Here is a 24,691-nt window from a genome sequence, read left to right on the forward strand (position 1 = left end):
ACAGGAATTAGTGACTAATGTTTCACTGATGAATAGTTCCTTTGAATGATTATTCTATTAAGGTCAAGAGAGAAAAACCTCCTATATTAGTAGAAAAATTAAAAGAAGTATTAAAAAGGTACTTGTTTGTTCCTCTTACACATTACTTCAATGAATAAAGCACGAACCCAAATATATACACCATATTATGACAAAAATACAAATTTTTATAAACGTATTTCCATTTTTCTAGTTCAATAGTATTATTTATATGAGTATTTTGGTCTTAATACCAAAGTACAAGATATTACTATTTTACTATTTTTTAACTTGTAAACAGTTGGAATGGTTTTTAATTTTTCGGAGGGGATGATTCGATGTTTTTTAAAACGGCTAGTCCAAAGGAGCTAAATCTACTTTTAGAGGAAAGTAGGAATCTAGTAAAGTCAATGGAACAGAGTAACCTTTTCGCATCTCTGTCTGGCTCCAACATAGATTCTCCGGAGGCAAAGGAAATTGTACAAAATGTGAATTTGGCTTTTGAATTGTTAAGAAAGTCAGCAAGTGATTCAGATGTTCGCTTACATTTAGTAACTGAAGCGATCCAAGTAGGCCTATGGGATATGAATGTCATTGCAGGAGATCCTGTTAATCCAAACAACGAATTCAAGTGGTCGAATGAATTAAGAAGGATGCTTGGCTATCGTGATGAAAATGATTTTCCAAATGTTTTAGACAGCTGGGCGTCAAAGCTTCATCCGGAAGATCAAGGTTGGGCCCTAGAAGCCTTTGCAAATCACTTAACAGACCATTCAGGGAGAACTCCTTATGATATTGAGTATCGCCTTCGCCTTAAAAATGGGGAGTACCGCTGGTTCCGTGCAACTGGAACAACATCACGAGACAAAAACGGAGTTCCATTAAGAGTGGTTGGAGCTTTATTTGACATTCACGAAAAGAAATTAAAAGAAGATGAGTTACAAGCATTCATCGTTAGATATGATTTAATTAATCGTGCACTAGTCGAAGCACCATGGGATATGACGGTGGTGGCTGGTGATCCTGTTAATCCGAACAATGAATTTTGGTGGTCACCTCAGTTTAGGAAAACACTAGGATTCGAAAATGAAAAGGATTTTCCAAATGTACTTAGTAGTTGGAGTGACAGACTTCACCCAGAAGATAAAGAGTTTGCATTGCAATGTTTTGCTGACCATTTAAATGACCATACAGGTAGAACACCTTTTGATGTAGACTATCGATTACAATTGAAAAATGGGGAATATCGTTGGTTCCATGCAGGTGGAGAAACCATTCGTGATCGAAACGGTGCGCCACTTCGAGTAGCTGGTACGATTCGTGATATTACTCTTGAGAAACGTAAAGAAGAAGTTTCCATGGTAATGAATGAGCAAATGAAACAACTTTCAAACTCTATTAGCGAAATGGTGGCGGGAATTGAGTCTGTTACTCTACAGGCACAAGATTTAGCTAGTGCTCAAGAACAATCGACCATAGCCGCTAACCAAGCTAAGAAGAGTACAGAAGAAACAAAAACGATTTCAAACTTTATTAGAGAAATCGCTGAACAAACGAATCTCCTTGGTTTAAATGCTTCAATTGAAGCGGCTCGAGCTGGAGAACAAGGTCGAGGATTTGGTGTCGTTGCAGAAGAAGTTAGAAAGCTAGCTGTTCATAGTGCAGATGCTACAGGTAATATCGAAAAAAGTTTAAACGAAATGAAGGATTTGATTGAGGAGATACTAGGCCATATTAGCAATATGACTTCTCTCACTCAATCTCAAGCAGCCCTAACTGAGCAGTTAAATGCTTCGATGGAAGAAATCAATAGTATGTCTAAATCTTTGGTAGAGTTTGCGACTACTTAATTCGATTGATGGAGCTGTCCAAAATGTCATCATTTTTGAGGACAGCCCCATTCTTCTATTCTATTAATTTTAGAAGAGCAGCTACATTTTTGGCACCCACCCAATCTCTCCCGTTTGTTTTTTAACCAATGTATACCCCTCACACTGATCATCCACCACTTTTACTCGTTCACCTTTACTAACCGATAAGAAGGTCGTGCTTAAATCATCTTTACATACAACCTTTTCTCCCTCTTCTGACAAATACTCATTTTTAATCCATTGTTTAATTGCTAGATTCTTATTTTCACAAAGGGTAAAAAACTTTTCTCTCTCAAGTATGTTAATTTCATAATTAGGGTAAGTGACGGTTCCCTTTCTACCTGTTGTATCTTCAAAATCTTCAGGAATCATCATTTCCTTTGTCAACTCATCTACAAAGGTAAAGGAGTACTCTCCGTTTTCAAAAATTAGGGCATTCAATTGCCCATCTGGTTTAATTTGATTCCCACCGTCAATCGATATGATTCTTTTATTCAAGTCAATTAATGGATTATGCGAGCTAATATCTGTTGCGCGGTAGTTAACCACTGGCCAGTGACCAACAATCACGTTTTTATTAGCCTGATGTTCACTTTCCCCAAATGCGTATGTATACAGGGAGTATTCGTCTTTCGTTTCTTTCCAATCGTTTATATTCTCTAATGCAGCATGGACAATAATAAAGTCTTCGGTTTCATACGCATTTGGCAATGATTCTAACCAATCAATAAGCTCTCCGAAATTCTCTCGGTAAAATTTAGACAACTCCTTTAAATCTGCAAAATCATCTATTGTTTTCCCGTAAATGTTAATCATTTCATTTAAAATGGAGTAAGGTTGCCTCTTCATATATGGAATAATTCCTTGTAAGTTATTAAATACATAACGAAAGACCACATCACAATTTCCTTTTGTCAGAAATACATTTTGGTTAACGGTCATGAGATTGCGGACATATTCCACCACTTCTAAACTGTTCGGTCCTTTTTCACAAAGATCTCCGTTGATAAATAAATAGTCATCTTCAGTGAAGTTAACTTTGTTTAATAGCTTCTTAAAAAGTTCTAGATTCGCATGTATATCGGATGTGACTATGATACGCTTAGTTTTATCCAAGGTTAAGCTTCTTACATCAAGCATTTGAACGTCTCCTCAATAATCATCTATTAAAAATATTTTAACGATTTGCTCGATTAATTTCCATTCCTTTTATTTAATGGTTTGCTTTTGCTAGGTGCGTTGACTTCAAAGGAAGATTGTATAATAATGAAACTAGTTTTATAGAAATAAGAATTTCTAAGTCGAATGAAGCGCAATATACCTATTTAAAACAAGCTGTAGTAAGACATTTAAAGTAAGAAAAGAAAAGCTTAGCTAAGCTAAGCGAAAAAATTAGTGGAGGTCTGACAATGACTTCATTCGAGCTGAATGAGAAAACAACAACCTTTATATCTACATACAAACTGTTTGAAACAGATGAAATACAGAAAGTGCAACTGCAACACCGCATGGATTTAGTAGAAGCATTTGGCATAAAAATAGGGATGAAAGTATTAGAAATTGGCTGTGGACAAGGAGATACAACTGTAGCATTAGCAGATGCAGTCGGAGAAACGGGGAAAGTGATTGGCATTGATATTGCCAGTCGTGATTATGGAGCTCCGTTAACGTTAGGACAGGCAACAGATATTATCAGAAGTTCTGCACTGGGAGAGCGAATTACCTTCCATTTTAATACGGATTTTGACATGTTCCAATCTACTGAAAAATTTGATATGGCCGTATTATCTCATAGTTCTTGGTATTTCAAGTCAAAAGAAGATTTACACCGTTATTTTAAAAAGTTACGTAAGATGACGAAGTACGTATGTATTGCAGAGTGGGACCTTGACTTTACTCATCTCTCTCAACGAGCCCATTTCTGTGCTGCTTCTATCCTCGGCCTGTACTCAAACTTTGTAAATAATGACGGAAATATTCAGAACTTATTTCATAAAGAACAAATGATCAAGTTACTCAATGAGGCAGGTTTTCAAATCGTCCGTCAAGATATCGTGGATGCCTCGTATTTACAGGACGGACATTGGGAAAAGAGTTATGCCAATACCATTCGAAACGAATTTATTCATGTACCCCCAATGATTCAAACGCTTATTTACAGCTATTATGAACTCATGAATGTGACAAATGAAGATGTACAGTCATTAAATAGTTTCATTTTATGCGCAGAGTAATTTTTGAACAAGATTGGCTCACTAATACGAAATGGCTACCCTTATTTTAGGATAGCCATTATACTAATTCTACAAGATTAATAAATTCGGTAAGTCTGCCCTGTTTGCCCACCTTCTACACTTTTTCGATAAGCAAGTGCCACTCGACTAGCAGGGACTGGGTCAAAGCCTGGGAAGTATGGACCGTACTTTTCCATTGACTCGATTAATACGTTTGGACTCACATTATTAATTCGAATTCCGCGTGGCATTTCGATCGCTGCCGATTGTACAAACGCTTTAACCGCTCCACTTGCCATCGCTGCTGAAGCTCCAGTCAATATCGGGTCATCCATAATCACTCCCGTCGTCAATGTAAAGCTACCATTATCATTAACATATGAATGTCCTATTAATACTAAATTCACTTGTCCTTTAAGCTTACTCATAATAGAGATTTCATTGTTTTCAGGTGTCATTTCTTCAAGTGAACCGAAGTAAGTCGCTCCCGATGCATTAATAACGGCATCCACTTTTCCTACTTTCTCAAACATCGCTTGGATGCTTTCTGGAGAAGTAATGTCTACCGTAACATCCGCACCTGTTCTTCCAGCTGAAATAATTTCATGATTTTCTTCTAATTCCTTACGCACCGCACTGCCGATTGTTCCATTTGCACCAATCAATAAAACCTTCATCTTTATTCATCTCCTAGTTAAAGTTAGAAACTTCCTTTATATGGGCATTTGCATACACTCTATTTCCTATTGTGAAAAAATACAGACTTCCTAACGAAATGATCGATATAATCATAAACATCGTTGGGCCATCAAAATAATTAAATAAATATCCCCCGAGAACGGGCCCTAGAAAACTACCAAGCTTCCGGAACTGACTGGCACCAAAATACGTTCCTCTTAACTGTTCACTCGCTAGTTCATCAATCAATAGACTGTTTGTCGGGAAAATTAATATCTCCCCTAAAGTTAACAACGTCATCGCAATAATAGCGATCACCCATCCCTGACTCATACCAAATCCAATGAGCCCTAAGGAGGTAAGAATGGCTCCCACCTTCATCACTTGCATCGGTTTAAATTTTGAAACAATCATACTTACAGGCATCGATAGAAAAACAACCAAGACGGCATTAATGGATAGTAAAATAGAATACAAAACTACGCCATTTTCAATTGAACCTTCTAGGTGCTGTGGCAAATTAGAGCTATTCTGGGCATAACCCATATTAATTAAAATGCCGCCAAAAATTAAATATCTTAATGCCTTATCTTTCTTTACAATATGAAAAGCTTCTCTAAAACTATTATTACTTTTAACCGCCATTGAATTGGTTTTTGAGTACTTAGATAAAATCAACATTAATACGAGCCCATATATGAAATAAATCAATCCTGTATAAAAAAATGTCGTTTGTGCGGATTGGCTGATTAAGTACACCCCGACTAATGGTCCAACAGCAGCTCCAATATTAATGGCCGTATAGCGTAAAGAATAGGCAAGCATTCGATTTTCCTTCGTTGTCAAATCAGCGATTAACGCTTGGGAGGTTGGTTCAAAGAATGCATTACAAAGACCCAGTACAGCATTTAATAGGATGAACCAACCGGCGTGATCGGCAATCATAAATCCAAAATAAACAACGGCTATCGTAAATAACGAGAAAAGCATGATTGGCTTTCTACCCCATCGGTCAGAAAGTTGCCCGCCAATAAATCCCCCTACTGTAGACATTAATGGACTAATTCCTACGGTTATCCCAATAATCCAAGGATTCACATCAAGATTTCTAGATAAATAAATCGATAAGAAGGGCAATGTCATAAAAGCGGCCCCTCTAATCAATATCATCCCGACTAAAATCGTCCAAACAACAGGATGAAACTGTTTAAAAAATACGAAAATCTTACTCACATAGGCCCCCTCTTTTGTTACCACTACCTACTATGAAACTTTTCGGATCCCCATTTTTTTCTGATTTTTACCTTTATATAAATTCGTACCTAACACACCAAAAATAATCATCATTGAACCTATAATATGGTAGTACTCTATGCTTTCTTTTAAAACAATCGCGCCAGCTGCAATCGATATAATGGTCGATAAGTTAGTAAAAATACTAGACTTTGATGCAGATAACTTTGATAGGATATAATTGGATAAAAAGGACGTAAGTAACGTCGAAAGTACCCCCAAGAATATCACAGCTAATATAAATTCTACATTTGTAAATAAAGTGAAATAATCTAAGACACTACCCTCTGCCATTTTTACTCCGATCGCATATAGATTAAAAAAAATCATTCCAAATGTGATCATGATATAAGTCAGTTGAATGGGAGTGTATTTTACAGATAGAAACCTCGCTGAAACGGAATATCCAGAAACAGAAACACATGAAATGACTAAAAACACAATCCCCAATAACTTTGCTTGCGAGACTTGAATGGCCATTCCGTTCATCAAGAAAATATAGACCACTCCAAAAATAGACAGAAAGATAAATGATATTTGCATAGCATTAAGCTTTTCTTTTATAAAAATTGCCGCAAATAAAGCCGTTAGAGCGGGAGAGAAAGCTAAAATAATTCCGCACTCTGCAGAAGTAGTATACTTAAGTCCCCATGCTTGGAAACTAAAAAACAAAATAGGATAAAATAAAGCTAAGACAATCAATGTTAGTATTGTTTTTTTGTCCTTCACTTGGAGATTAAATTTTTGTTTACTCTTTTTCATGTAAATCGTTAATAAAAACCACGCAATCAGAAATCGGTAACCTAACGTATCACTTGGTGAAGTTGCCTCTAATGCGATTTTCGTAAATAAAAAGGATAGTCCGACAATGGTTGCATTTAAAATGGCCGCCATGTAGACGAAGGGAGAAAGACGGACTGATCCGTCTCCTCCTTTTACTTGGATACGTTTTAGTATGTTTTGCATCTTACTTCTCTTCCTTCTATAAGAGGATTAGTAACTTATAACTCTAGAATCAGTAGGCTTCCTTCCAACATGATAAATATAACGCTCCGCAGATTTGAGCACAGCCTCTTTTCCCTTTTGCTTAATGTTTTGGTCAAATGCCCCATACATGCGATCGAAGTTACGGTCACTTAAATCATTCACGATGCTTTGTACTTCAAAGGCTGGTAAAGGGATTCGGTTTGGATGGCTATATAAGAAGCTTACCCACCCTTGTGCTGGGACGATAAAAATCGTATCTCCCACAAACAAACTACCTTTTCCATTTGCCCCTTGGTTCCATAATAAAACAGAGCTTCCTTCAAAATGGCCACCCACATTGAGCACCTCGATATCAGGTGTTAACTGAAGCTGCTTACCTTCCCAAAATACATATCTACTTGAAGATCTGGTCACCCACTCTTGATCGGCTGCATGAATATAGATCGAGCAATCAAATGCATCTGCCCACTCTACAATCGTGCTGTAATAGTGTGGATGAGAAAGGACAATTCCTTTTAACCCGCCTAACTCATTGATTTTACTAATCGTTGCGTCATCTAAATATGTGATACAATCCCACAGATAATTGCCATGTTCAGTAGTAATGAAATAGGCATTCTGACCAATTCCAACCTGCGGAAAGGTTTTAATACTATACACATTAGGTTCAACATCCTTAAATCGATTCTCATATCCAGCTTGTAACAGCTCTTCTAATGTCGTCCACTTTTGACCACTCTCGGGAACATATTGTCTTTCATCTGAACAAATCTTACAAACTTCTGGACTTTCTATTGATTCACTATATTGAGCACCACAATTACCGCAAACGTATTTTTTCATCATCTATTTCCTCCATTTAAACTAGCCTATTGCTAGGATGTTTTACATAAGTTTTCTATATAAACCATTATGTAATGTTCTTATCTTCATAAAAAGGGTATAATTGTAAAAACAATGTCCCCTTTTAGGGAATTTATTAACCTATTTGTAACAGGGAAATCAGGTGCATGTAATGAAAAAGATCGATTACTATCAAATGAGAGCTTATTTCTATGTAAGAGAGGCAAATTTGTCAGTCGAATTTAAACTAAGTGAGTTAGAACAGCTATGGTACTGTACACAGAAAAGTGTAAAGAGAAAACTGAAGCAATTTGCTGAAGAGGAGTGGGTTCACTATCAACCAGGCATTGGCCGTGGGAATCCTTCCGTGATACAGTTTACACTCCCGCTCAAAGAAGATTTTGAAAATGAAGTGGATCAGTTAATTGAACGTGATCATTTAGAGGATATTATTCAATTGCTTCAGCTCCCTTTTCCCCATCATGTGACCTCTAATGTGTTGAAAAAGGTTCAAGCCCTATTTGGCTTACAAATATCAAATGAAGCAAAAGATACATTGCGCACGATTATTACGAGAAAGGTGACAACCCTAGACCCACTATATACATCCATGAACTTTGAGACGTTTTTACTCCATCAGTTAGGGGATACATTGGTTACATATGACGAGCAAGCGGATGCCATTCGACCTCAATTAGCCCATCATTGGGAGTCAGATGCTAAGCATAAAATTTGGACCTTTTATTTACGGAAAAGTGTTCGATTCCATAACCATCAATTGTTAACAAGTGAAGATATTAAGCATACGTATGAGCGATTTAAACATAACGCCTCTCCACATCAATGGCTAGTGGACGAAATTAAAAGGATTGAATGCCACTCCCCTTACATCGTCCGATTTGAACTGGAAAAGTCTAACCCTTTTTTTCTTCGATATGTGAGTTCTAGTAATCTAGTCATCCAACCAAGAGGAATTCCATTTGATGAGAATCAATGGATTGGTACAGGTCCTTTTCAGTTAAAAAAACGGACGGATACTCTCATTGAACTTGAAGCATTTGATGATTATTTTCTAGCACGACCTTTCATCGATGTAATCCAGACTTATAGTGTGGAGCACGAGAGTACTAAATTAATCAACTATGATATTGACCAAAAAGAAGCTCATACAAAACCAGTTGAAATGTTGACGACATCAGTAGGTTTTCGCTTTTTAGCTTTTAACTTTAAACGTAAGACAATCGTTCATAACCGTTTTTTCCGTGAGGCTCTTTATCACCTTTTTGACATAAAGGAAATGTGGAATAAAATAGGACGGGATAATCTTAAGGAATCATCGAGTTATTTTTATTGGAAATCGAAGCCTAAAGTGTTACATAAAGAGAGAATCTCCACTCTATTAAAAGAATCGGGATACAACGGAGAGACGTTAACCATTTTTACAGTCGGTTATCCTAACTATTTAGAGGAAGCCAATTGGCTGAAAAAAGAAGCTGAAAAATACGGGGTAAAATTTTTAATAAAAACTTATCATCTCGAGCAGCTTTATGACCCCTATATCGAGGAAGCTGATTTGTTATTTATGGGGGAAGTAGCTTCTAAAGACCATCATCTATCTTTTATCGGAGCATTTCTGAATAAAGCACTCATCTTTAACCGGTTCTTTACTACCGAACAGTTGGAACAATTAAATCTTTATTTTGAGAAAATGAAACAAGAAACGAATCGAGAAAAGCGAGAAGTTATCATTGAATCAGTAGAAGAATTCATTCGTAGTGAAAACTTGTTTCTCTATTTATATCACCCTGTAAAAAAACGAATCTTTAACCCTATGATTAATAATATTGAATTTGATTCATACGGTTTTGTTGACTGTCGGAAGCTTTGGATAAGGATTTAAGAAGGGGAACCATAGACGGTCCCCTTTTTTATTGTTAGGAAACTATATATTTCTCGCATTGTGAATAACTCTTTTATATTGATGGTCCACGTCCAGCTCCAGCGCCTAGCCCCTCGAGGTCAAATAACCTTCAACCCTAAAAGTCGAAAGGCAGACTTTTAGGGTTGAAGAACATTTGCTTGTCGGGGCTGACCGAGGCGCTTGCGCTTTTGTCCATATCACTCTGAAACCTAATATGCACGTAAATCAAAAATTTCTTTCACTATCTCATTAAATCTTCTCTCATCAACCTCTTCTTTTCCAACCTTTCCATTCACCCATTCAGTAAACGAAGAGTCTGTTAGTGTTACGTTGCCAGTTTCGGTTAATCGGGTAACTAGTGGTTTTTTATTAAAAGGTGATTCAGGATGCTCGACGATTCGTTTTTGTACTTCATTTAAATCTGCTAGATTCATTATTTTTTCAAGAGAATCAAAGGCATATCCTAATTTCCAATTATCGTCCTTATACTTTAATTTCATATATAAAGCATAATCGCCATATTCCGTTTTTAACTTCTCGACTTTAAATTGCCCATTCTTTGATGTGACCACTTCTCCGTTTAATGGTACTGGCCTTAAAGGTAGGTTGCCTCCAAAACCAGTGTCAACAATGTAAAATTGATTCTCATGTGATATCAAATTTGCCACATGAGTTTTCCCCACTGGACTCCATCGTTGATTCAAATGGTCATAAACCACTCCGCGAACTAAATAGATGTTCATACCATTTTCTTTTAAAAATAAGTAAAGAATGGAGTTGAGATCGTAGCAAAGTCCTCCTTCATTTTTGACTAAAATTTTGTGCACTAAGTTCTCTATTGATAATTCCGTTGAAGTATTTCTAATTACGCATAAATTTTCAAACGGTATAGTCATCGCTGTCTTTTCTAGGAGGCTTGGTAATTGATCAAAAGTAATTTCCTCATTAAATGATAATCCTACTCTCTTACGGAATAATAGATTCAATTCAGTCATTTTTGAACTCCTATATTCTTTTTTAACTATCGTAATTCAAAACATTTACTATTACCAAATCTGAATACAATCTTATATTTTATGTACGAAAAAAATGGGCCACTCTCATTTGGAAGCCCTAAATGGTTTGTCACTCATTTTAATAATCTTATCGACTAATCCCTTAACGACAGATGCTTTCAATATATAAATGGGTAGAGAGTATATGTATCGCCAATTTTCAAGCTTATAAATACCTAGCCAAACAGTCAATGGTTCAAAGATAAAGGTAAATATACTTGCCATAATTAGATTGGCTATCAGAAATGGTTTCCATTTTCTGAAAAACTGGTATACAAACATATGAGCAATAATAATAATCCCTTGATCGACTGCAATTAATCTTGGCAAGATATTTACTAGTTGATATGGATAGGACCATAAGTGCAATTCTACCCCCAAGTCATCCAGTATCATAACGATAATCATTAACGTTGTTCCAAATAAAAGAATTTCATTTATTCTCTGTTTGTCTACAAATTTCCACCATACTAGCCAAGGGATTAATAATACAAATAATAATAACCACCATTGAAATGAAAATAAATCATGGGAAATCCAATAATCTAATTTCATCTCAAATAGTTGTTGATGGACATTACGTATTTCTTCGTATGTAGGAGGTTGGTTTGTCATAATAAATAGTTCCTTTTACAGGTCTTTGAATTTAATATGACCCAGAACAGGCTAATATTATAACAAATACATTTTGGAGGAATATCTTATATTTTTATAAAGAACTTTGTAGAGTATCAATCTTCCCTTAAAATTTCTGACAAAAACTTCTCCCTATGTTGCAAAAAATATTTCGTTATTTGGTAGTGGTCCGTCATTTCGTACTCTATTTTTGTAATTTGCCCATGATCAAAACTTAGAATTTCTGCATTTGGATAGCCCAGTAAAATAGGAGAATGTGTGGCAATAATAAACTGGGTTTGATTATTCAAAGTTAAATCATGGATAATTCTTAGAAAAGAAAGCTGTCTTGCTGGAGACAATGCAGCCTCAGGTTCATCCAATAAGAAAATAGATTCATCCTTAAAACGATTTAAAAACAAGGATAAGAAAGATTCACCATGAGACTGCTTGTGTAGGGACTTCCCACCATAATCTCTATACCCAGTTGTATCCACATCATCAATATGGGTAGCAAAATTATAAAAGGACTCAGCCCTTAGAAAAAATCCGTTCGTTACTTTAGGGAGCCATGACAATCTTATATAATCACCTAAAGATGACTCGGCTGCGTACGATTCATACATATTATTACGTCCACCACCCGCGGTATTAAATTCGCACTTATCGGCGATGGCTTCTAATAAAGTTGATTTTCCTGAACCATTTTCCCCAACAAAAAAAGTAACATTACTCTTCAATTCAATTTCTTGAAGGCTTTTTATGGAAGGAATGGTAAAGGGGTACTCGTTATATGACTCTATTTCTTCACGCAAAAGCGTTATTCTTTTTAAAAACATTTAATCACCTATAGTATTTAAATAGTATTCATTATAATGACTATTGTAATAATAATTATGACTACTGCAAAAATGGATCCTATTATAACTCCTTTAACATTTAACTCTTTTGTATAACCTTTCAAATCGTCTGCTGTCCTTGCTTGGTCAACCTTTCTTATATGCAGAAATAAACTTAAATTCACCATAAACAATACACTAATAACTAGGATTAGGATAAATCCTAAATCAAATTGGAACATCACATCGGTTGATCCACGATTAATAAAAAAGTTAAAAAACATTAATCCACTTAAGAAGAGATTCCATAGAGAATTGGATTTACGTTGCTTCTTCCACTCTTTCCCCATTTTTTCTTTTTCATAAATAGCTACCTGTTCGTATATAGGAATAATTGATTTTGTCGAACTACGCTTTAAAAACGTATAAACTGCCTGCAATAAAGTTATTACTCCAAATACGAAAAAAAATTGGGAGATTGTTATATTAAAAATACTAATAATAGTAAAATACAGTGTAACAGACATGATGAGAAGTACATTGGTGGTGGCAACCTGTTTGACTCTCATTTTTTTTAAGTCCAATCTTATCCCCCCCTGCAATACTTAGAACGTTTTTTTTCCTAGAATGGCAACTTCCGATAAATAAACTGTTTAAAATTAATACGACTTAAAATCAATTAAGTTTCATTTCTAACAAAGATTGTCAAAAGTTTGGCAGTTTCTAATTAAAAAACTCTAACCACCAAGGATAATCAAATTGACCCTCCGAAATTTGATAAAACTTGCCCATAAAACCCAAATGGACAGAACCATAATTATCTAGCGGCCTCTTTGGAGCATAGGTTGAAAATATATAAAAATTTATTCTTTCAATCTCTATATTTTTAGGTGTTGCAATTCCACTTTCCTCTTCAGTAAATTTTAGATACTCCTCTGTTGTTGGGTTCGTCATTAAGGAACTAATAATCAATACGACAAGCAGTCCAAGGATGATTAATCTTACTTTTATTTTCCCCATATCCGTTCCCCCCTTCTGATCTAAATTTAGAAATATTTTTTATATCAAAATAAATTCTCTAGTTAAACCTGGAATCCTTTACGTAAAATACTATTCTCTACTTTTCTTTAACGAGAAGGAAGTCTCCATAACAGAAATGATAAGCCATATAAATGAATTATTTTCCTATTTTAATAGAGGAATATTCCTATGTGTGTAGAATATAAACCACTTATGTATTTTTTAGGAGATGACAATATGGATGTAGCTTATCAATCCGAACCAAAGATTGACTCGAAGCGTTCCCTTTGGAAGCAACGGAACTTCCTCTTACTTTGGACGAGCGGACTATTGTGGTCATTTGGTTTTCAGTTTTACTACGTTGCCTTACCCTTACTGATTTATAAACTTTCACAATCAGCCAGTGCCATGTCAATCATGCGGGCTGTTGAGTTTATTCCAAATATTATGTTCGGTATGATAATTGGTGTAATTGTCGATCGATATAGTAGAAAGAAGGTCATGTTTGTTACAACCTTAGTTCAAGTACTATGTTTATGTATTCTCGTCATTTTACTAATGGCAGAAAGTTTACACATTTGGCACATGTACTTAATTGGATTTATCGTTTCTACTGCCGGTTATGCATTTGGGAATGCCCAACATTCAGCGTTCCCGCAAATCTTTTCAAAAGAACAGTTAACCGAAGCAAACTCACACTTTTCATTTGCGAATACACTGATGAGTATGATCGGACCTGGGATAGCAGGGATGATGATTGTATGGTTTTCATATGAAACAAACTTCATCACTTACTTAGTTATATTATTGATATCCCTCGTTTTAGTCCAATTAACAACCATTCCAAAAGTTTTAGCACCGCCAAAAACGAAGGATAAAAGCTCATTTTTAAAGGATATGAAAGAAGGTTGGGATGAACTAGTACAAAACAAGCTTCTTCTAGCACCAACCATCATCATCCTACTATTAAATTTCATCAGCGGCCTTGGTAATATTATTGTTTTCTATGCGGTCGACCTATTGCAAGCGACCGAAAAAGAAGTTGGTTATATGTTAAGCATTGGAGCAGTTGGAGGGTTAGTTGGTTCACTTGCTGTACCGCATTTAAAAAAGCATTTTCGTCGAGGTCAACTTTTTCAATATTCTATGTACATAGTGCTGGCTGGTACGATCATTTTAAACTTCGCTGACACGTGGTGGTTAGTAGGGATCTCCCAATTCATTCGAACATTTGCCGTTATTGTTATTAACGTCAATTATTTTAGTTTTAGACAAGAATTTACTCCTAATTACTTATTAGGAAGAGTAGCAGGAACTTCTTCTATGTTGATGAAACTAGCATTACCGTTTGGTTTATTCATTTCGGGAATATGGGCAGAAGCTTGGAATGTATCTAGTTTATTTATTTGTTGTAGTATTTTAATGCTGTTGCTGTGCTTATTCATGCGTGGGAACCCAATCGGAACTGTAAAATAAGGTCAAAAAATAAACCCTGTTGTAGGGTTTATTTTTTTGACCAACTATTTATGCTGGTTATTAACTAACACTCTCGTCTTTTCAGGGGGTGATTCAAACATAAGCTCTTTGACTGAAACGACGCTTTTATTCGTCACTAACGAATAAACGAAGGAAACCAACACTATCGAACCGATTACATCTAAAATGGCATGCTGCTTAACGAATAAAGTAGACGCAATAATGAGGACACCCATTGCTTGAATAAATAGTGTATTTAGAACATGCTTATCTTTAATTTTACTTGAACAAACCATGATGATAAATGTGGTTAATACATGAATACTAGGAAAACAGTTGTAAGGCTGATCATTTGCGTAAATGAACTGAACTAAAGAAACCAGTATACCCTCTCCTGTAACAGCCGGTCTAGGAACGGTCGTCTGAAAACAATAATAGACGATAAAACAAATGATTTCCCCTAGTACAATCGTAGTTAATGCCTGAATATAAACCTTTGTATCCTTAAAACAGAAATAAATCAAATATCCTAATATATAGAGGTACCAAATGACGTAAGGAATAATAAATACTGACAAGAAAGGAATTTGGTTATCCAAAGGAAGCATTACATTCCTTGAATTAATAGAATGATTGTTTAATAGTTCATAAATCCAACCCAATACAGGCATCACGAATAGCAATAATAAGTAAGGTAATTTTCTTTTTAACATGTAAAACAACTCCCCTAGCCTAACTTATGAAGTTTAATCTAAGCTGTGACGGCTAATTTTGCAAAAAGCAACTTCAAAATTACTTCTCATTATAATAGACGTATCAACCGACTAAAACCCCTACAAAATTACAAAAAATTTATTAAAGTTTTAATCAAAACTTAGTGAAGGAAATATCTTTTAAATTTTTTGGACTACAAAAAACAAAGCCGTCAAGTAAGGTCCTTGACGACTTTAATGTTTATATTTTTATTTGTGCAATTTCTTCCGAGGATTAAATTACTAAATATAAAACAACCTTTTTAAGGGCTTTACTTCTTCATTATTTGAACGTCTCAAATAACTTAAAAATTTACCCCTTTAAATAAAATATTACAATTAAAAAGATGATAAGACCAATCATAAATATCGGTCCAACACCTGAACTATAAACTATATAAATCCGCACATGCAGAAAAACATTCACAATAAGGATTATAAGTAGGCAAAAAAGTAAAAAAAGAACGATATTCACATTTCTATTTCTATACAAAGAATCAGCTTCTTTCAGGACTAAAGTAGGCAAACAAATGATCACAACTACTTTAAACTTGTACTCTCTTTGTATATAACTATTTAATTGGATGAAGATTTATACCTTACCATTAATGTTTTATCTTAATACCTGCATTCCTTCATAAAAAATGATTCTACTTGAAAATGGGTCTGATATTTTCCCAAGAAAAAAGGACACCCTTTGTATCCCCTTTCAATCTATGATTACCTAAATGGTAAACTGACGATGTAACCAATATAGTAAAACAACTCTCGTAAGAAGAATGGTATTTTACTACTTAATGTCTTATATACCGAACTCTGAGTGGGTGATGAATATGCTTCCATTCCTGTATTTTTTGCTATTAAAATGGCTCTTTTCATATGCAAAGGGTCGCTTACGATAGTAAATGTATTGAAGTTATTCTCACGCGCAATTTCATAAGCGTATTTTAGGTTTTCTTCTGTAATTTTTGATTTAGTTTCAATCAGTATATCTTCAGAATGAACATTATTTATAATAGCATACTCCCTTGCAACCTCGGATTCTGCATACTTATCCTCCTTGCCCTTTCCACCGGTAAAAATAATTTTATCTACATAATTATTCTCATAGAGCCAGATAGAATGATTAATCCTTTCACGCAAAACAGGTGATGGTTCATCGCCCCAAGCAGCAGCACCTAGTACCACAGCAACGTCAGTATTAACTATTTGGACTTTATTACCAAAAGACCAAATGCTATAAGCAGAATAGCTTAACAAAGTAAGGAAAATACCTATTAAGGTATAGACTAATCTTAACCCGATTTTTTTTGTCAATCTAAATCAATCCTTTGCAAATTTAAACTGATCTTTTTAAAATACTATCTTTATAAAAGTGAAAACAAATACAATGCTAAAACTATCTATCTAGGAATTTATATACTTTAGATAGATTATCTTTAATGCCATTCATCCCTCTCCATTTACTATAAGGTTCAGGTGTTTGAAATTCGCTAAGAAATGTTTCTAAAGATTGATTGCTCTGTAATGCTTCATTTGACTTCTCCATTAAATAGCTAATGTAATCATATACCGATTCCAGCAAATCCACTTTACCAACAATACCATGACCTGGTACAAAGGTACCTATATCCATTAGTCTTACTTTGTCTAATATAGATTTAAACTCTAAAGGATTAACAATAGGAAGATGTAAGTTTTCAGTTACTAAATCTCCCATAAATGCGATTTTTTCTTCCGGCAAATACATAAATGTGTCACTTGGAGTATGACCTCCTCCAAAACAATATAGCTCTATCCTTCTTTTCGATCCCTCTATGACTAGCTTATCTTCAAACAGTAATGTTGGGAACACTAGTTTCATGATAGGTAAGTCCTCTAACACCTTTGACATTTCGTTAAACTGATTTACGAAACTAGCTTTTACTACTTCACTTTGACTCTTTTCCATTTGGATTTTAAGTTGATTTAAATAATCCTTAGTCTCTTTCGTTTCCTTCGCTAAATTACCAATTTTATTTTTTTCTTTAAACAAGTCCTTTGTCATAGAAGTGGAGATTATCGTAGCATCAATGAAAGCCTGGTTTCCAAAAACATGATCGCCGTGGTAATGGCTGTTGATCAAATATTTAACTTTTTTTCCTGTAATCGTTTCAGCTACTCTTCTCAGATCGGCACCTGCTGAAGGAGTGGAGAATGAATCAAATACTAAACATTCATCTCCCAAATCAACGATACCCGCATTACTCCAAGCACCTTGACCATGCTTAGCTATGGCACCATACACTCCGTCACTCAGAAAATGCAAAGTAAAATAGTCTGTTTCTTCTATTAATCTAGCCATTTTTACACTCCACTCGGTTTTTAAAGTTTTTATACCTCTAAAAATCATTATCATTTTTTGTCCCTCCCTAGAGGGAACATATATCTATTTTACCAAATTTTATTAAGTTTAATAAAAGCAAAACAAAGTATTTAGAAACACCTACATTCTTCATATTTGAATAAATATAAGTGCTACTGGTAAATTTAATCAAGTAGTGATTTTCTCAAACAAATGATAAGTGAGAAAGCTATCTTACCAATTACTTGGATATAGGTATCCTTCTATCGTTAGCCGGGAGGTGTTAACATTTCAGTAAAACAGTATTGGAATGAAATAAATAAGGCGAGTGAGAAGGTTACATCGTTAATGTATTCTTATTGGCATCAACACTCTGACTGGGGAAACTGGCAATTTTGGTTTATACTGGTGTTCTTACTGGCTCCTTTACTTGTGCTTTTACTAAAGCTAGACCGCAAAAGAACTTTTGAGATTCTTTTCTTTGGCTATACCGTACATATGTTATGGACATATACGGATCTCTCACTTATCAGACAAGGTTTTATAGACCATTACTACTTCCTATTTCCCTTCTTACCACAAGGCTTGGGAACAACTGCATCCTTTATACCTGTTTCATTTATGCTCGTATATCAATATTGCATCAACCATAATAAAAGTTTTCTTATAGGGGCTTTTGGTTTAAGTGCTGTAATAGCTTTTGGCTTTGCTCCCATTGAAAAGGCGTTAGGTATCGTTTCCCTGGTAAAGGGACTTACAATCGTTCATATATTTTTTATCGATATTACCATCGCGATGATTGCATATGGGATCACGAAGTTTTTTATAAAATTTTATACGGCAAGACAATAGGCTTGGGGGATTCTCAAGCTTTCTTTATTTAAATTGGATGCATTGATATGTTCTATTTGTATTAAATTCAATTATTGAAAAACGATCAAACTCCATTAATTTTTGAAGCTCTAATTTCTTCCCTATACTTAATATACGAAGCTAAAACACTCACGAAATAAATGAACCATAAAATGGGGTTATTTAAATGTAAACCACTTTGTGAGATTCCTCCTAATGCATTTAATATAACTAGGAAAGTGATTAGAGCTAAACCTGAATAAACATTAAATTTTAATTTTTGTTTATTTGATTTGAATATAGGTGTTCCCCATTCTTGAGTAAAAATAGATAATAAAACAAAGAAAATAACGCCAGTTGAACCTACTGACATTTCAATATTCATTTCTGGAAAATGATCTATTACAATACATAACATAAAAAATAGGAGTAAGAATATTGTGGCTATACGATTCATTCTTTTTTTCAATTCATTCTCCCCTCTACTAAGACATATTCGAGTCTATCCTTTACCCATAATATAACATTTACTCTATGACATAGGTTACTATAAAAAAAGTTGCTCAAATTTAAGTTAATTTGAACAACTCTAAATCTAATATTCTATCCTTATTTACTTGTCATTCCACCAGATAAAATAAACTTCATGGCTTCCTCCGGCTTTACATCAATGACTTCTACTTGGTCTCGTGGTACAAGGACAGTAAATCCTGCAACTTGGAACGTTTGTGGAATATATACTGCGACTGTATGACCAAGGGGCTCATAAAATTTCTCTACTTCCTCCGAAGTTAAAAATCCTATGCTTTTCATGTCTGAACCCGCATGAGGAATTAAGACCACTTTTGAAAATGATTTCTTCTCACCAAGGAAAGATTGAACCGTATCTTTGATAATGGAGTAAATTGTCTTAACCAAGGGAACTTTACTCAACAATCCGTCGATCAACCGATAAATTTTCCCCGTCACAAACGTTGTAGTTAACCAGCCTAGTAACGTAATTAAAAGAATGGTTATAAACAGTCCAACCCCAGGAACATAGGACTCTTTTAAATATGATTTCAGTACATCACCTAGAATGCCATCTAAAAACATAAAAACCTTATATACAACATAACCGACCAGTATAATAGGAACAATTGTTAAAATACCATTAATAAAATTCTTAATTAACGTTTTCATGATGTCTTTCAACCTCCATGCTCGTATTCTACATGAATATGAATTGAGTTAATACTATTTTTACTTTATTCATCTTATCCCTGCTTAAATAAACTCGTTTGTAACACTTTATTCCCTTATAACTGGGGCTATAACATCTATTCGATTCGTCCATATCCCACCTGTATATTTTTCAGGCAGGCTTTCTAAATCCTCTACTTGATCAAATCCTTCAGACCAACTGCCATCCCCTTTGACTAAAATAATTCTAGTGTTTGCATCCTCCATCCGATTTAAAAATTTGCCTGGATAACCCCATAACCACTTTGCGATTGTTTCTGGCACATGTAGTTGTGTATTCTCACAAGCTGTCGGTACATAGCCTGTCCACCCTACTGCCAAGTACGGAATCAAACAACTTTTCATCGTCTGTTTAGACATGACACGCAAAGTGGGTATTTGACGATTTAATGTATCAATCGGTTGATTTCCACCATAGACGGATAACTGCTCAAGTTGATCTTTAGGGAATTTTTCTAAATATTGTGCAAGCAATTCTCCTTCACTTGGGTCATCACTTTTAATATGAATAAGGAAATTTTTATCTGGAAACGTGTTTAATACCTCATCTAGAGTAGGCATTAACCCTACCCCCTTACCGCGAAAAGGATAAGTTTTCCCATGATCAGCCGTGTAGCCGTAACCTATATCCAATTTTTTCAACTCTTCCATTGTTTGTTCTCTAGTTACTCCGGTTCCGTTTGTTCGGCACTCTAACGTCCAATCGTGAAATACAGCAAACTCTCCATCCATGGTTGGATGCACATCTAGTTCAACAACGTCTGCACCAGCCTCAAAAGCAGCTTTCATGGAAGGAATGGTGTTCTCTATGTATGGATGTTCCGGTTCGTTAATTCTCTCGGCCGTACAAGTATCACCTGTAATTCCGTCCATTGGAAAAGTTTGTGCCAATCCACGGTGGGCCAGTAACAAAGGCTCTTGAACAGATACCTTTGTAAACATAGAACTATTGTTTACAAATATAAAAATAATGAGTAAAAGCAATATGAATGCCACTCTTTTTCCTATTTGCTTTAATTTATTCACGTTTTAATCCTCCAAGTTTTTCTGCAGAAATAATGGAAAAACTGCTCCTAAATGGCGCAGTTTCTATTAGCCTATGATTCTAACTAAATTTGATTTCATCTGTTTGTTGAATGCTAGCAAAACTCCTTAACACTCGGTTGTGATGGTTCAAAATCTGCTTTGCCGTTATTTCTTCCGTATTCCAAGTCCCATGAGCATCAGAAACTAAAGTAACTTCATATCCTAAACTAAAAGCCCTTCTACACGTTGTATCAACACAATATTCGGTTTGGATTCCTGCTAATATTAGCTGTTCAATCCCGTTCTTCTGTAGTACCTCATGCAAGCTTGTCCTAAAAAAAGAATCCGGGGTTGTCTTTTGTACAACCAATTCATTCTCTTTTGGAGTCACATCCCTATGTATTTCCCACCCTTTTGTTCCTGTTTCTAAAGGTTCTCCTTCTGCCTCATTATGCTGGATATAATAAATGGGCGTATTAGTTAAACGGGCTTTTAAAATGAGTTTCTTTAAGTTTTCTAACAGAACATCAGCCTCAAATACAGGGTCTCTTTCGTCAAACATAGCATTTTGAACATCAATGATTAACAACGCTTCTTTTCCCAATGTAAAATCCCCCTTATCTCATAGTAGACAACTTTTCATAATACTCTTTCGGATTGGCGATATCATTGTCGATAAAAAACTTCGCTTGATGTTTGAACATATCAATATATGAATCTTTATCCATAGCCAAATCTCCTAACTCATCAACACTTCCTTCAACCTGCACGGTGTCCATTTTTACATCTACTAGAACCGTCATGTATGTATGATTTTGATAGGTAACGACACCAACCACTTGTTGCTTCTCTAAATCAACCTGATGAAACTCATGTTTCACTCCAGTAGATCTGTAAAGAGCTGTTCCAATATTAGATCTGCTTTTAATTGAAAAATAAATACAGATGACTAACACTGCAATAATTATTAGCACTATATTAATGGCCAAAATGTCACCTCGCGTCTATAATGTTTTACCCATTTTTCTGAATTTAAAATTTTATTACTAGCTCACAGTCTTCCCTTTATTATGAAGGATTGATTTAATTACTGGAATACTATTTTTTAGACTATCATTAAATAAATTTCTTATGGTGAAGGCATGATTTCTTTTTAATTTTAAAAATTCATTTTTATTAAAAACTTATTTTAAATTTGGAAATCATTTAGCCATAATTTGGTCATATCTTTCCCCTAAGCTTGAACTAGTAGATAAAATAGAATTTTTTAAAGGAGACGAAACATGAATTTTATTAAAAGAGCATTTTTAAGTGTAAAAGAAAGGTTAGGAAAAAGTTTCTTACAGATTTTCATTTTTTCTGCCATTTTCGTCTTAGTACTAGCAGGACTAACTATTCAATCCGCAGCAAAAAAGGCTGGAGATTTAGCTAGACTGAAATTAGGAGCAGATGTGACACTTCAAGTTGATATGGAAAAATTACGCGAGAAAATGCAATCACAGCAAATATCTGGGGAACGTGCACGATTTCAATCAACCCCCATTCCATTGAATGCTGCTGAGGAGTTAGTGTCATTCAAACAAATAAAAGGCTATAATTTCTATTCAACGACAACAGCCCTTGCCTCTAATTTTAAACCTATCGAAAACGAAGAATCACAAGAAAGTATTACACAATCAGAAGGACAAGGAAGAGGTATGGGTGGTGGAATGGCTCAAGGTGATATAAGCCTTCAAGGGGTCAGCTTTACAGATTCGACAGCTGAATTTATGAATCACACTTCAAGCATGATAGAGGGGGAACCCATTACATCAGAAGATAAAGGAAGTCATGTTGCTATCATTGAACAAACTCTAGCAGAAGAAAACGAATTGAAGGTTGGAGATTCAATTACCGTTACTAATCCCCGCGACGATTCTATTACATTAGATTTAATGATAAAAGGAATTTATCAAACTACTGCCACTGGTTCTGATCAGGCAATGAATTTTACTGCAATGATCCCTTATAACAAAATATACGTTCCCTATACAGCTTCTGTATTGGTTAAAGGCTCAGAATATGAAGGGACGATAGATAGTGCTGTTTATTATATTGAAGACCCTGCTAATATGGAAAGTTTTATTACTCAAGCCAAGAAAGAAACCAACATTGATTTTGAAACTTTTAAACTTCATGCAAGTGACCAACTATATCAACAAATGGTTGGCCCTATCGAAAACGTTGCAAATTTTTCAAATAATATTGTTTATCTTGTATCCATTGCTGGTGCCATTATATTGGCTTTGATTGTCATGATGACCATAAGAGAAAGAAAATATGAAATGGGTGTTCTTTTGGCACTTGGTGAAAGACGGTGGAAACTCGTTGGACAATTTATTGTGGAAATATTACTAGTTGCTAGCCTCTCACTAGGAATTGCAACAATCAGTGGAAAGGCTGTGGCAAATCAAGTAAGTAAACAATTATTAAATCAAGAAATACAATCAGCTGAACAAACAAATACACCTGAATCCTTTAGAGGCCGAGGGATGGGATTTAGTGGAGGAATGCCTGGCATGTTTGGAGGACAACCCCAACAAGTTGAAGCCATTGATCAACTTGATATAAGTGTAACAACAAGGGATTTAGGGTTATTGACTATCATTGGTACGTTGATTGCCATTATTTCTGCTCTACTCCCCTTACTTACCGTTCTTAGACTTCAACCGAAGAGCATTCTTAGTAAACAAGATTAGAAACTTTTAGGAGATGAATATTATGAGTACATTGCTTGAATTTAGAAATGTAAGTTATTGGTATAAACATGAAAATAAACAACAGGACATTCTTAGGCAAGTAAACGTAAGTTTTGAACGAGGAATTTTTTACACGATTGTTGGTCCCTCAGGTTCTGGTAAGACAACTTTTCTTGCTCTTGCAAGTGCATTGGATCTCCCTAAAGAAGGCTCTGTACTATACAAAGGAAAAGATCTAAAAAAGATTGGACTTACTACCTTTCGTAACAAATATGTATCTATCGTTTTTCAGGCATATAACCTTCTTCCTTATATGACTGCTCTACAAAATGTAACCACCGCCATGGAAATAACAGGATCAAATCATAAGAATAAGATGCAATATGCTTTAAAGATGCTAGAGCGAGTGGGTATATCAGCAGAGCAAGCACGTCAAAGAGTATTAACCTTAAGTGGTGGACAGCAACAAAGGGTCTCTATCGCACGTGCATTATGCTGTAATGCTGACTTAATCGTAGCTGATGAACCGACAGGAAATTTGGATGAAACAACAGCTCAGGAAATTGTACAACTACTCCAAGAATTGGCCCATCATGAAAGAAAATGTGTGATAGTCGTTACCCATGACCAAAGTATTGCAAAACAGTCAGATACAACAGCCAAACTATCGAAGGGAAACCTCACTATAACTCCTAAAAATAATTTGATAACCATATAGTAAAATTCACCCCCTCTATATTAAAGGTATGGAGGGGATTTTAAATCATTGATGAAGAATAGTTCTTATATTATAGATATCCTTGACTAGACTATCGTATCCACCTATTTATGAGACTAGAATCTGTACGATTTAATCATTTTAACACTCAATAAGAAAATCCCACTAT

Annotated in this window: 25 protein-coding genes; 7 read left to right on the top strand and 18 right to left on the bottom strand. The window is 35.1% G+C overall.

Going from position 1 to position 24,691, the window contains the following annotated elements; all coding sequences use genetic code 11:
- Window positions 1-356: 356 nt before the first annotated feature.
- A complete protein-coding gene (locus SM124_RS14105) occupies window positions 357-1,868 on the top strand; it encodes a methyl-accepting chemotaxis protein (protein ID WP_322447166.1) in 1,512 nt (503 codons plus the stop codon).
- An 81-nt stretch (window positions 1,869-1,949) separates the two neighbouring features.
- Here the strand turns inward: SM124_RS14105 and SM124_RS14110 are convergent, their stop codons facing one another.
- Entirely contained in the window at window positions 1,950-3,029 is a 1,080-nt protein-coding gene (locus SM124_RS14110; RefSeq protein WP_322447167.1) for a metallophosphoesterase, read from the bottom strand.
- 269 nt (window positions 3,030-3,298) lie between these two features.
- Here SM124_RS14110 and SM124_RS14115 point away from each other — a divergent pair, with 269 nt between their 5' ends.
- Window positions 3,299-4,123: an SAM-dependent methyltransferase gene (locus SM124_RS14115; protein WP_322447168.1), complete on the top strand. Its 825-nt coding sequence runs from the start codon at window positions 3,299-3,301 to the stop codon at window positions 4,121-4,123.
- A gap of 77 nt (window positions 4,124-4,200) precedes the next feature.
- Here SM124_RS14115 and SM124_RS14120 read toward each other — a convergent pair whose 3' ends face one another.
- From SM124_RS14120 to SM124_RS14135, 4 genes are read right to left on the bottom strand one after another with little or no spacing between them, the layout of a single operon-like run.
- Entirely contained in the window at window positions 4,201-4,800 is a 600-nt protein-coding gene (locus SM124_RS14120; protein ID WP_322447169.1) for a short chain dehydrogenase, read from the bottom strand.
- Between the two features lie 13 nt (window positions 4,801-4,813).
- Window positions 4,814-6,034, bottom strand: a complete 1,221-nt coding sequence (locus SM124_RS14125) for an MDR family MFS transporter (protein WP_322447170.1) — start codon at window positions 6,032-6,034, stop codon at window positions 4,814-4,816.
- 30 nt (window positions 6,035-6,064) lie between these two features.
- Window positions 6,065-7,060: a DMT family transporter gene (locus SM124_RS14130; RefSeq protein WP_322447171.1), complete on the bottom strand. Its 996-nt coding sequence runs from the start codon at window positions 7,058-7,060 to the stop codon at window positions 6,065-6,067.
- A 27-nt stretch (window positions 7,061-7,087) separates the two neighbouring features.
- Window positions 7,088-7,927, bottom strand: coding sequence for an MBL fold metallo-hydrolase (locus tag SM124_RS14135; RefSeq protein ID WP_322447172.1), 840 nt, complete (start codon window positions 7,925-7,927; stop codon window positions 7,088-7,090).
- 169 nt (window positions 7,928-8,096) lie between these two features.
- On the opposite strand from SM124_RS14135, the gene SM124_RS14140 reads away from it, so the two are divergent.
- On the top strand, window positions 8,097-9,824 hold the full coding sequence (locus SM124_RS14140) for an ABC transporter substrate-binding protein (protein WP_322447173.1): 1,728 nt from the start codon (window positions 8,097-8,099) through the stop codon (window positions 9,822-9,824).
- A gap of 230 nt (window positions 9,825-10,054) precedes the next feature.
- Here the strand turns inward: SM124_RS14140 and SM124_RS14145 are convergent, their stop codons facing one another.
- The 5 genes from SM124_RS14145 to SM124_RS14165 all read right to left on the bottom strand — a co-directional run bounded on the left by SM124_RS14145 (window position 10,055) and on the right by SM124_RS14165 (window position 13,374).
- Entirely contained in the window at window positions 10,055-10,840 is a 786-nt protein-coding gene (locus SM124_RS14145) for an arylamine N-acetyltransferase family protein (protein ID WP_322447174.1), read from the bottom strand.
- Window positions 10,841-10,945: 105 nt separating this feature from the next.
- Complete coding sequence (locus tag SM124_RS14150; RefSeq protein WP_322447175.1) at window positions 10,946-11,515, bottom strand: CBO0543 family protein; 570 nt, start codon at window positions 11,513-11,515, stop codon at window positions 10,946-10,948.
- A 116-nt stretch (window positions 11,516-11,631) separates the two neighbouring features.
- Complete coding sequence (locus SM124_RS14155; RefSeq protein WP_322447176.1) at window positions 11,632-12,354, bottom strand: AAA family ATPase; 723 nt, start codon at window positions 12,352-12,354, stop codon at window positions 11,632-11,634.
- A gap of 17 nt (window positions 12,355-12,371) precedes the next feature.
- Entirely contained in the window at window positions 12,372-12,938 is a 567-nt protein-coding gene (locus tag SM124_RS14160; protein WP_322447177.1) for a hypothetical protein, read from the bottom strand.
- A gap of 139 nt (window positions 12,939-13,077) precedes the next feature.
- Complete coding sequence (locus tag SM124_RS14165) at window positions 13,078-13,374, bottom strand: hypothetical protein (RefSeq protein ID WP_322447178.1); 297 nt, start codon at window positions 13,372-13,374, stop codon at window positions 13,078-13,080.
- A gap of 237 nt (window positions 13,375-13,611) precedes the next feature.
- Here SM124_RS14165 and SM124_RS14170 point away from each other — a divergent pair, with 237 nt between their 5' ends.
- Window positions 13,612-14,850 (top strand): MFS transporter, encoded by a 1,239-nt coding sequence (locus SM124_RS14170; protein WP_322447179.1) that lies wholly within the window; start codon window positions 13,612-13,614, stop codon window positions 14,848-14,850.
- A gap of 44 nt (window positions 14,851-14,894) precedes the next feature.
- On the opposite strand, the gene SM124_RS14175 is transcribed toward SM124_RS14170, so the two are convergent.
- The 3 genes from SM124_RS14175 to SM124_RS14185 form a co-directional block, all read right to left on the bottom strand.
- A complete protein-coding gene (locus SM124_RS14175) occupies window positions 14,895-15,563 on the bottom strand; it encodes a phosphatase PAP2 family protein (RefSeq protein WP_322447180.1) in 669 nt (222 codons plus the stop codon).
- Between the two features lie 759 nt (window positions 15,564-16,322).
- Window positions 16,323-16,919: a YdcF family protein gene (locus SM124_RS14180; protein WP_322447181.1), complete on the bottom strand. Its 597-nt coding sequence runs from the start codon at window positions 16,917-16,919 to the stop codon at window positions 16,323-16,325.
- Between the two features lie 82 nt (window positions 16,920-17,001).
- A complete protein-coding gene (locus tag SM124_RS14185; protein WP_322447182.1) occupies window positions 17,002-18,000 on the bottom strand; it encodes an MBL fold metallo-hydrolase in 999 nt (332 codons plus the stop codon).
- 294 nt (window positions 18,001-18,294) lie between these two features.
- Between SM124_RS14185 and SM124_RS14190 the strand changes: the two genes are divergently transcribed.
- Window positions 18,295-18,798: a hypothetical protein gene (locus SM124_RS14190; protein ID WP_322447183.1), complete on the top strand. Its 504-nt coding sequence runs from the start codon at window positions 18,295-18,297 to the stop codon at window positions 18,796-18,798.
- 85 nt (window positions 18,799-18,883) lie between these two features.
- On the opposite strand, the gene SM124_RS14195 is transcribed toward SM124_RS14190, so the two are convergent.
- The 5 genes from SM124_RS14195 to SM124_RS14215 all read right to left on the bottom strand — a co-directional run bounded on the left by SM124_RS14195 (window position 18,884) and on the right by SM124_RS14215 (window position 22,055).
- Window positions 18,884-19,267, bottom strand: a complete 384-nt coding sequence (locus SM124_RS14195; protein WP_322447184.1) for a hypothetical protein — start codon at window positions 19,265-19,267, stop codon at window positions 18,884-18,886.
- A gap of 140 nt (window positions 19,268-19,407) precedes the next feature.
- On the bottom strand, window positions 19,408-19,980 hold the full coding sequence (locus SM124_RS14200) for a DUF502 domain-containing protein (protein WP_322447185.1): 573 nt from the start codon (window positions 19,978-19,980) through the stop codon (window positions 19,408-19,410).
- Between the two features lie 108 nt (window positions 19,981-20,088).
- Window positions 20,089-21,066, bottom strand: a complete 978-nt coding sequence (locus SM124_RS14205; protein WP_322447186.1) for a glycerophosphodiester phosphodiesterase family protein — start codon at window positions 21,064-21,066, stop codon at window positions 20,089-20,091.
- 79 nt (window positions 21,067-21,145) lie between these two features.
- Window positions 21,146-21,670, bottom strand: coding sequence for a cysteine hydrolase family protein (locus tag SM124_RS14210; RefSeq protein ID WP_322447187.1), 525 nt, complete (start codon window positions 21,668-21,670; stop codon window positions 21,146-21,148).
- A 13-nt stretch (window positions 21,671-21,683) separates the two neighbouring features.
- On the bottom strand, window positions 21,684-22,055 hold the full coding sequence (locus SM124_RS14215) for a hypothetical protein (protein WP_322447188.1): 372 nt from the start codon (window positions 22,053-22,055) through the stop codon (window positions 21,684-21,686).
- Between the two features lie 294 nt (window positions 22,056-22,349).
- On the opposite strand from SM124_RS14215, the gene SM124_RS14220 reads away from it, so the two are divergent.
- Window positions 22,350-23,804, top strand: a complete 1,455-nt coding sequence (locus tag SM124_RS14220) for an ABC transporter permease (RefSeq protein ID WP_322447189.1) — start codon at window positions 22,350-22,352, stop codon at window positions 23,802-23,804.
- 22 nt (window positions 23,805-23,826) lie between these two features.
- Complete coding sequence (locus SM124_RS14225) at window positions 23,827-24,522, top strand: ABC transporter ATP-binding protein (RefSeq protein WP_322447190.1); 696 nt, start codon at window positions 23,827-23,829, stop codon at window positions 24,520-24,522.
- Window positions 24,523-24,691: the final 169 nt, after the last annotated feature.

This window comes from Robertmurraya mangrovi, assembly GCF_034427655.1.
Lineage (GTDB): Bacteria > Bacillota > Bacilli > Bacillales > Cytobacillaceae > Robertmurraya_A > Robertmurraya_A mangrovi.

Excerpts from the sequence above, each read along its gene's own strand:
- SM124_RS14165 (WP_322447178.1), bottom strand. The coding sequence starts at position 13,374 with ATGGGGAAAATAAAAGTAAGATTAATCATCCTTGGACTGCTTGTCGTA.
- SM124_RS14115 (WP_322447168.1), top strand. The coding sequence starts at position 3,299 with ATGACTTCATTCGAGCTGAATGAGAAAACAACAACCTTTATATCTACA.
- SM124_RS14175 (WP_322447180.1), bottom strand. The coding sequence starts at position 15,563 with ATGTTAAAAAGAAAATTACCTTACTTATTATTGCTATTCGTGATGCCT.
- SM124_RS14200 (WP_322447185.1), bottom strand. The coding sequence starts at position 19,980 with ATGAAAACGTTAATTAAGAATTTTATTAATGGTATTTTAACAATTGTT.
- SM124_RS14105 (WP_322447166.1), top strand. The coding sequence starts at position 357 with ATGTTTTTTAAAACGGCTAGTCCAAAGGAGCTAAATCTACTTTTAGAG.
- SM124_RS14120 (WP_322447169.1), bottom strand. The coding sequence starts at position 4,800 with ATGAAGGTTTTATTGATTGGTGCAAATGGAACAATCGGCAGTGCGGTG.
- SM124_RS14185 (WP_322447182.1), bottom strand. The coding sequence starts at position 18,000 with ATGATAATGATTTTTAGAGGTATAAAAACTTTAAAAACCGAGTGGAGT.
- SM124_RS14130 (WP_322447171.1), bottom strand. The coding sequence starts at position 7,060 with ATGCAAAACATACTAAAACGTATCCAAGTAAAAGGAGGAGACGGATCA.
- SM124_RS14220 (WP_322447189.1), top strand. The coding sequence starts at position 22,350 with ATGAATTTTATTAAAAGAGCATTTTTAAGTGTAAAAGAAAGGTTAGGA.
- SM124_RS14145 (WP_322447174.1), bottom strand. The coding sequence starts at position 10,840 with ATGACTGAATTGAATCTATTATTCCGTAAGAGAGTAGGATTATCATTT.
- SM124_RS14225 (WP_322447190.1), top strand. The coding sequence starts at position 23,827 with ATGAGTACATTGCTTGAATTTAGAAATGTAAGTTATTGGTATAAACAT.
- SM124_RS14135 (WP_322447172.1), bottom strand. The coding sequence starts at position 7,927 with ATGATGAAAAAATACGTTTGCGGTAATTGTGGTGCTCAATATAGTGAA.
- SM124_RS14190 (WP_322447183.1), top strand. The coding sequence starts at position 18,295 with ATGTATTCTTATTGGCATCAACACTCTGACTGGGGAAACTGGCAATTT.
- SM124_RS14110 (WP_322447167.1), bottom strand. The coding sequence starts at position 3,029 with ATGCTTGATGTAAGAAGCTTAACCTTGGATAAAACTAAGCGTATCATA.
- SM124_RS14170 (WP_322447179.1), top strand. The coding sequence starts at position 13,612 with ATGGATGTAGCTTATCAATCCGAACCAAAGATTGACTCGAAGCGTTCC.
- SM124_RS14140 (WP_322447173.1), top strand. The coding sequence starts at position 8,097 with ATGAAAAAGATCGATTACTATCAAATGAGAGCTTATTTCTATGTAAGA.
- SM124_RS14155 (WP_322447176.1), bottom strand. The coding sequence starts at position 12,354 with ATGTTTTTAAAAAGAATAACGCTTTTGCGTGAAGAAATAGAGTCATAT.
- SM124_RS14150 (WP_322447175.1), bottom strand. The coding sequence starts at position 11,515 with ATGACAAACCAACCTCCTACATACGAAGAAATACGTAATGTCCATCAA.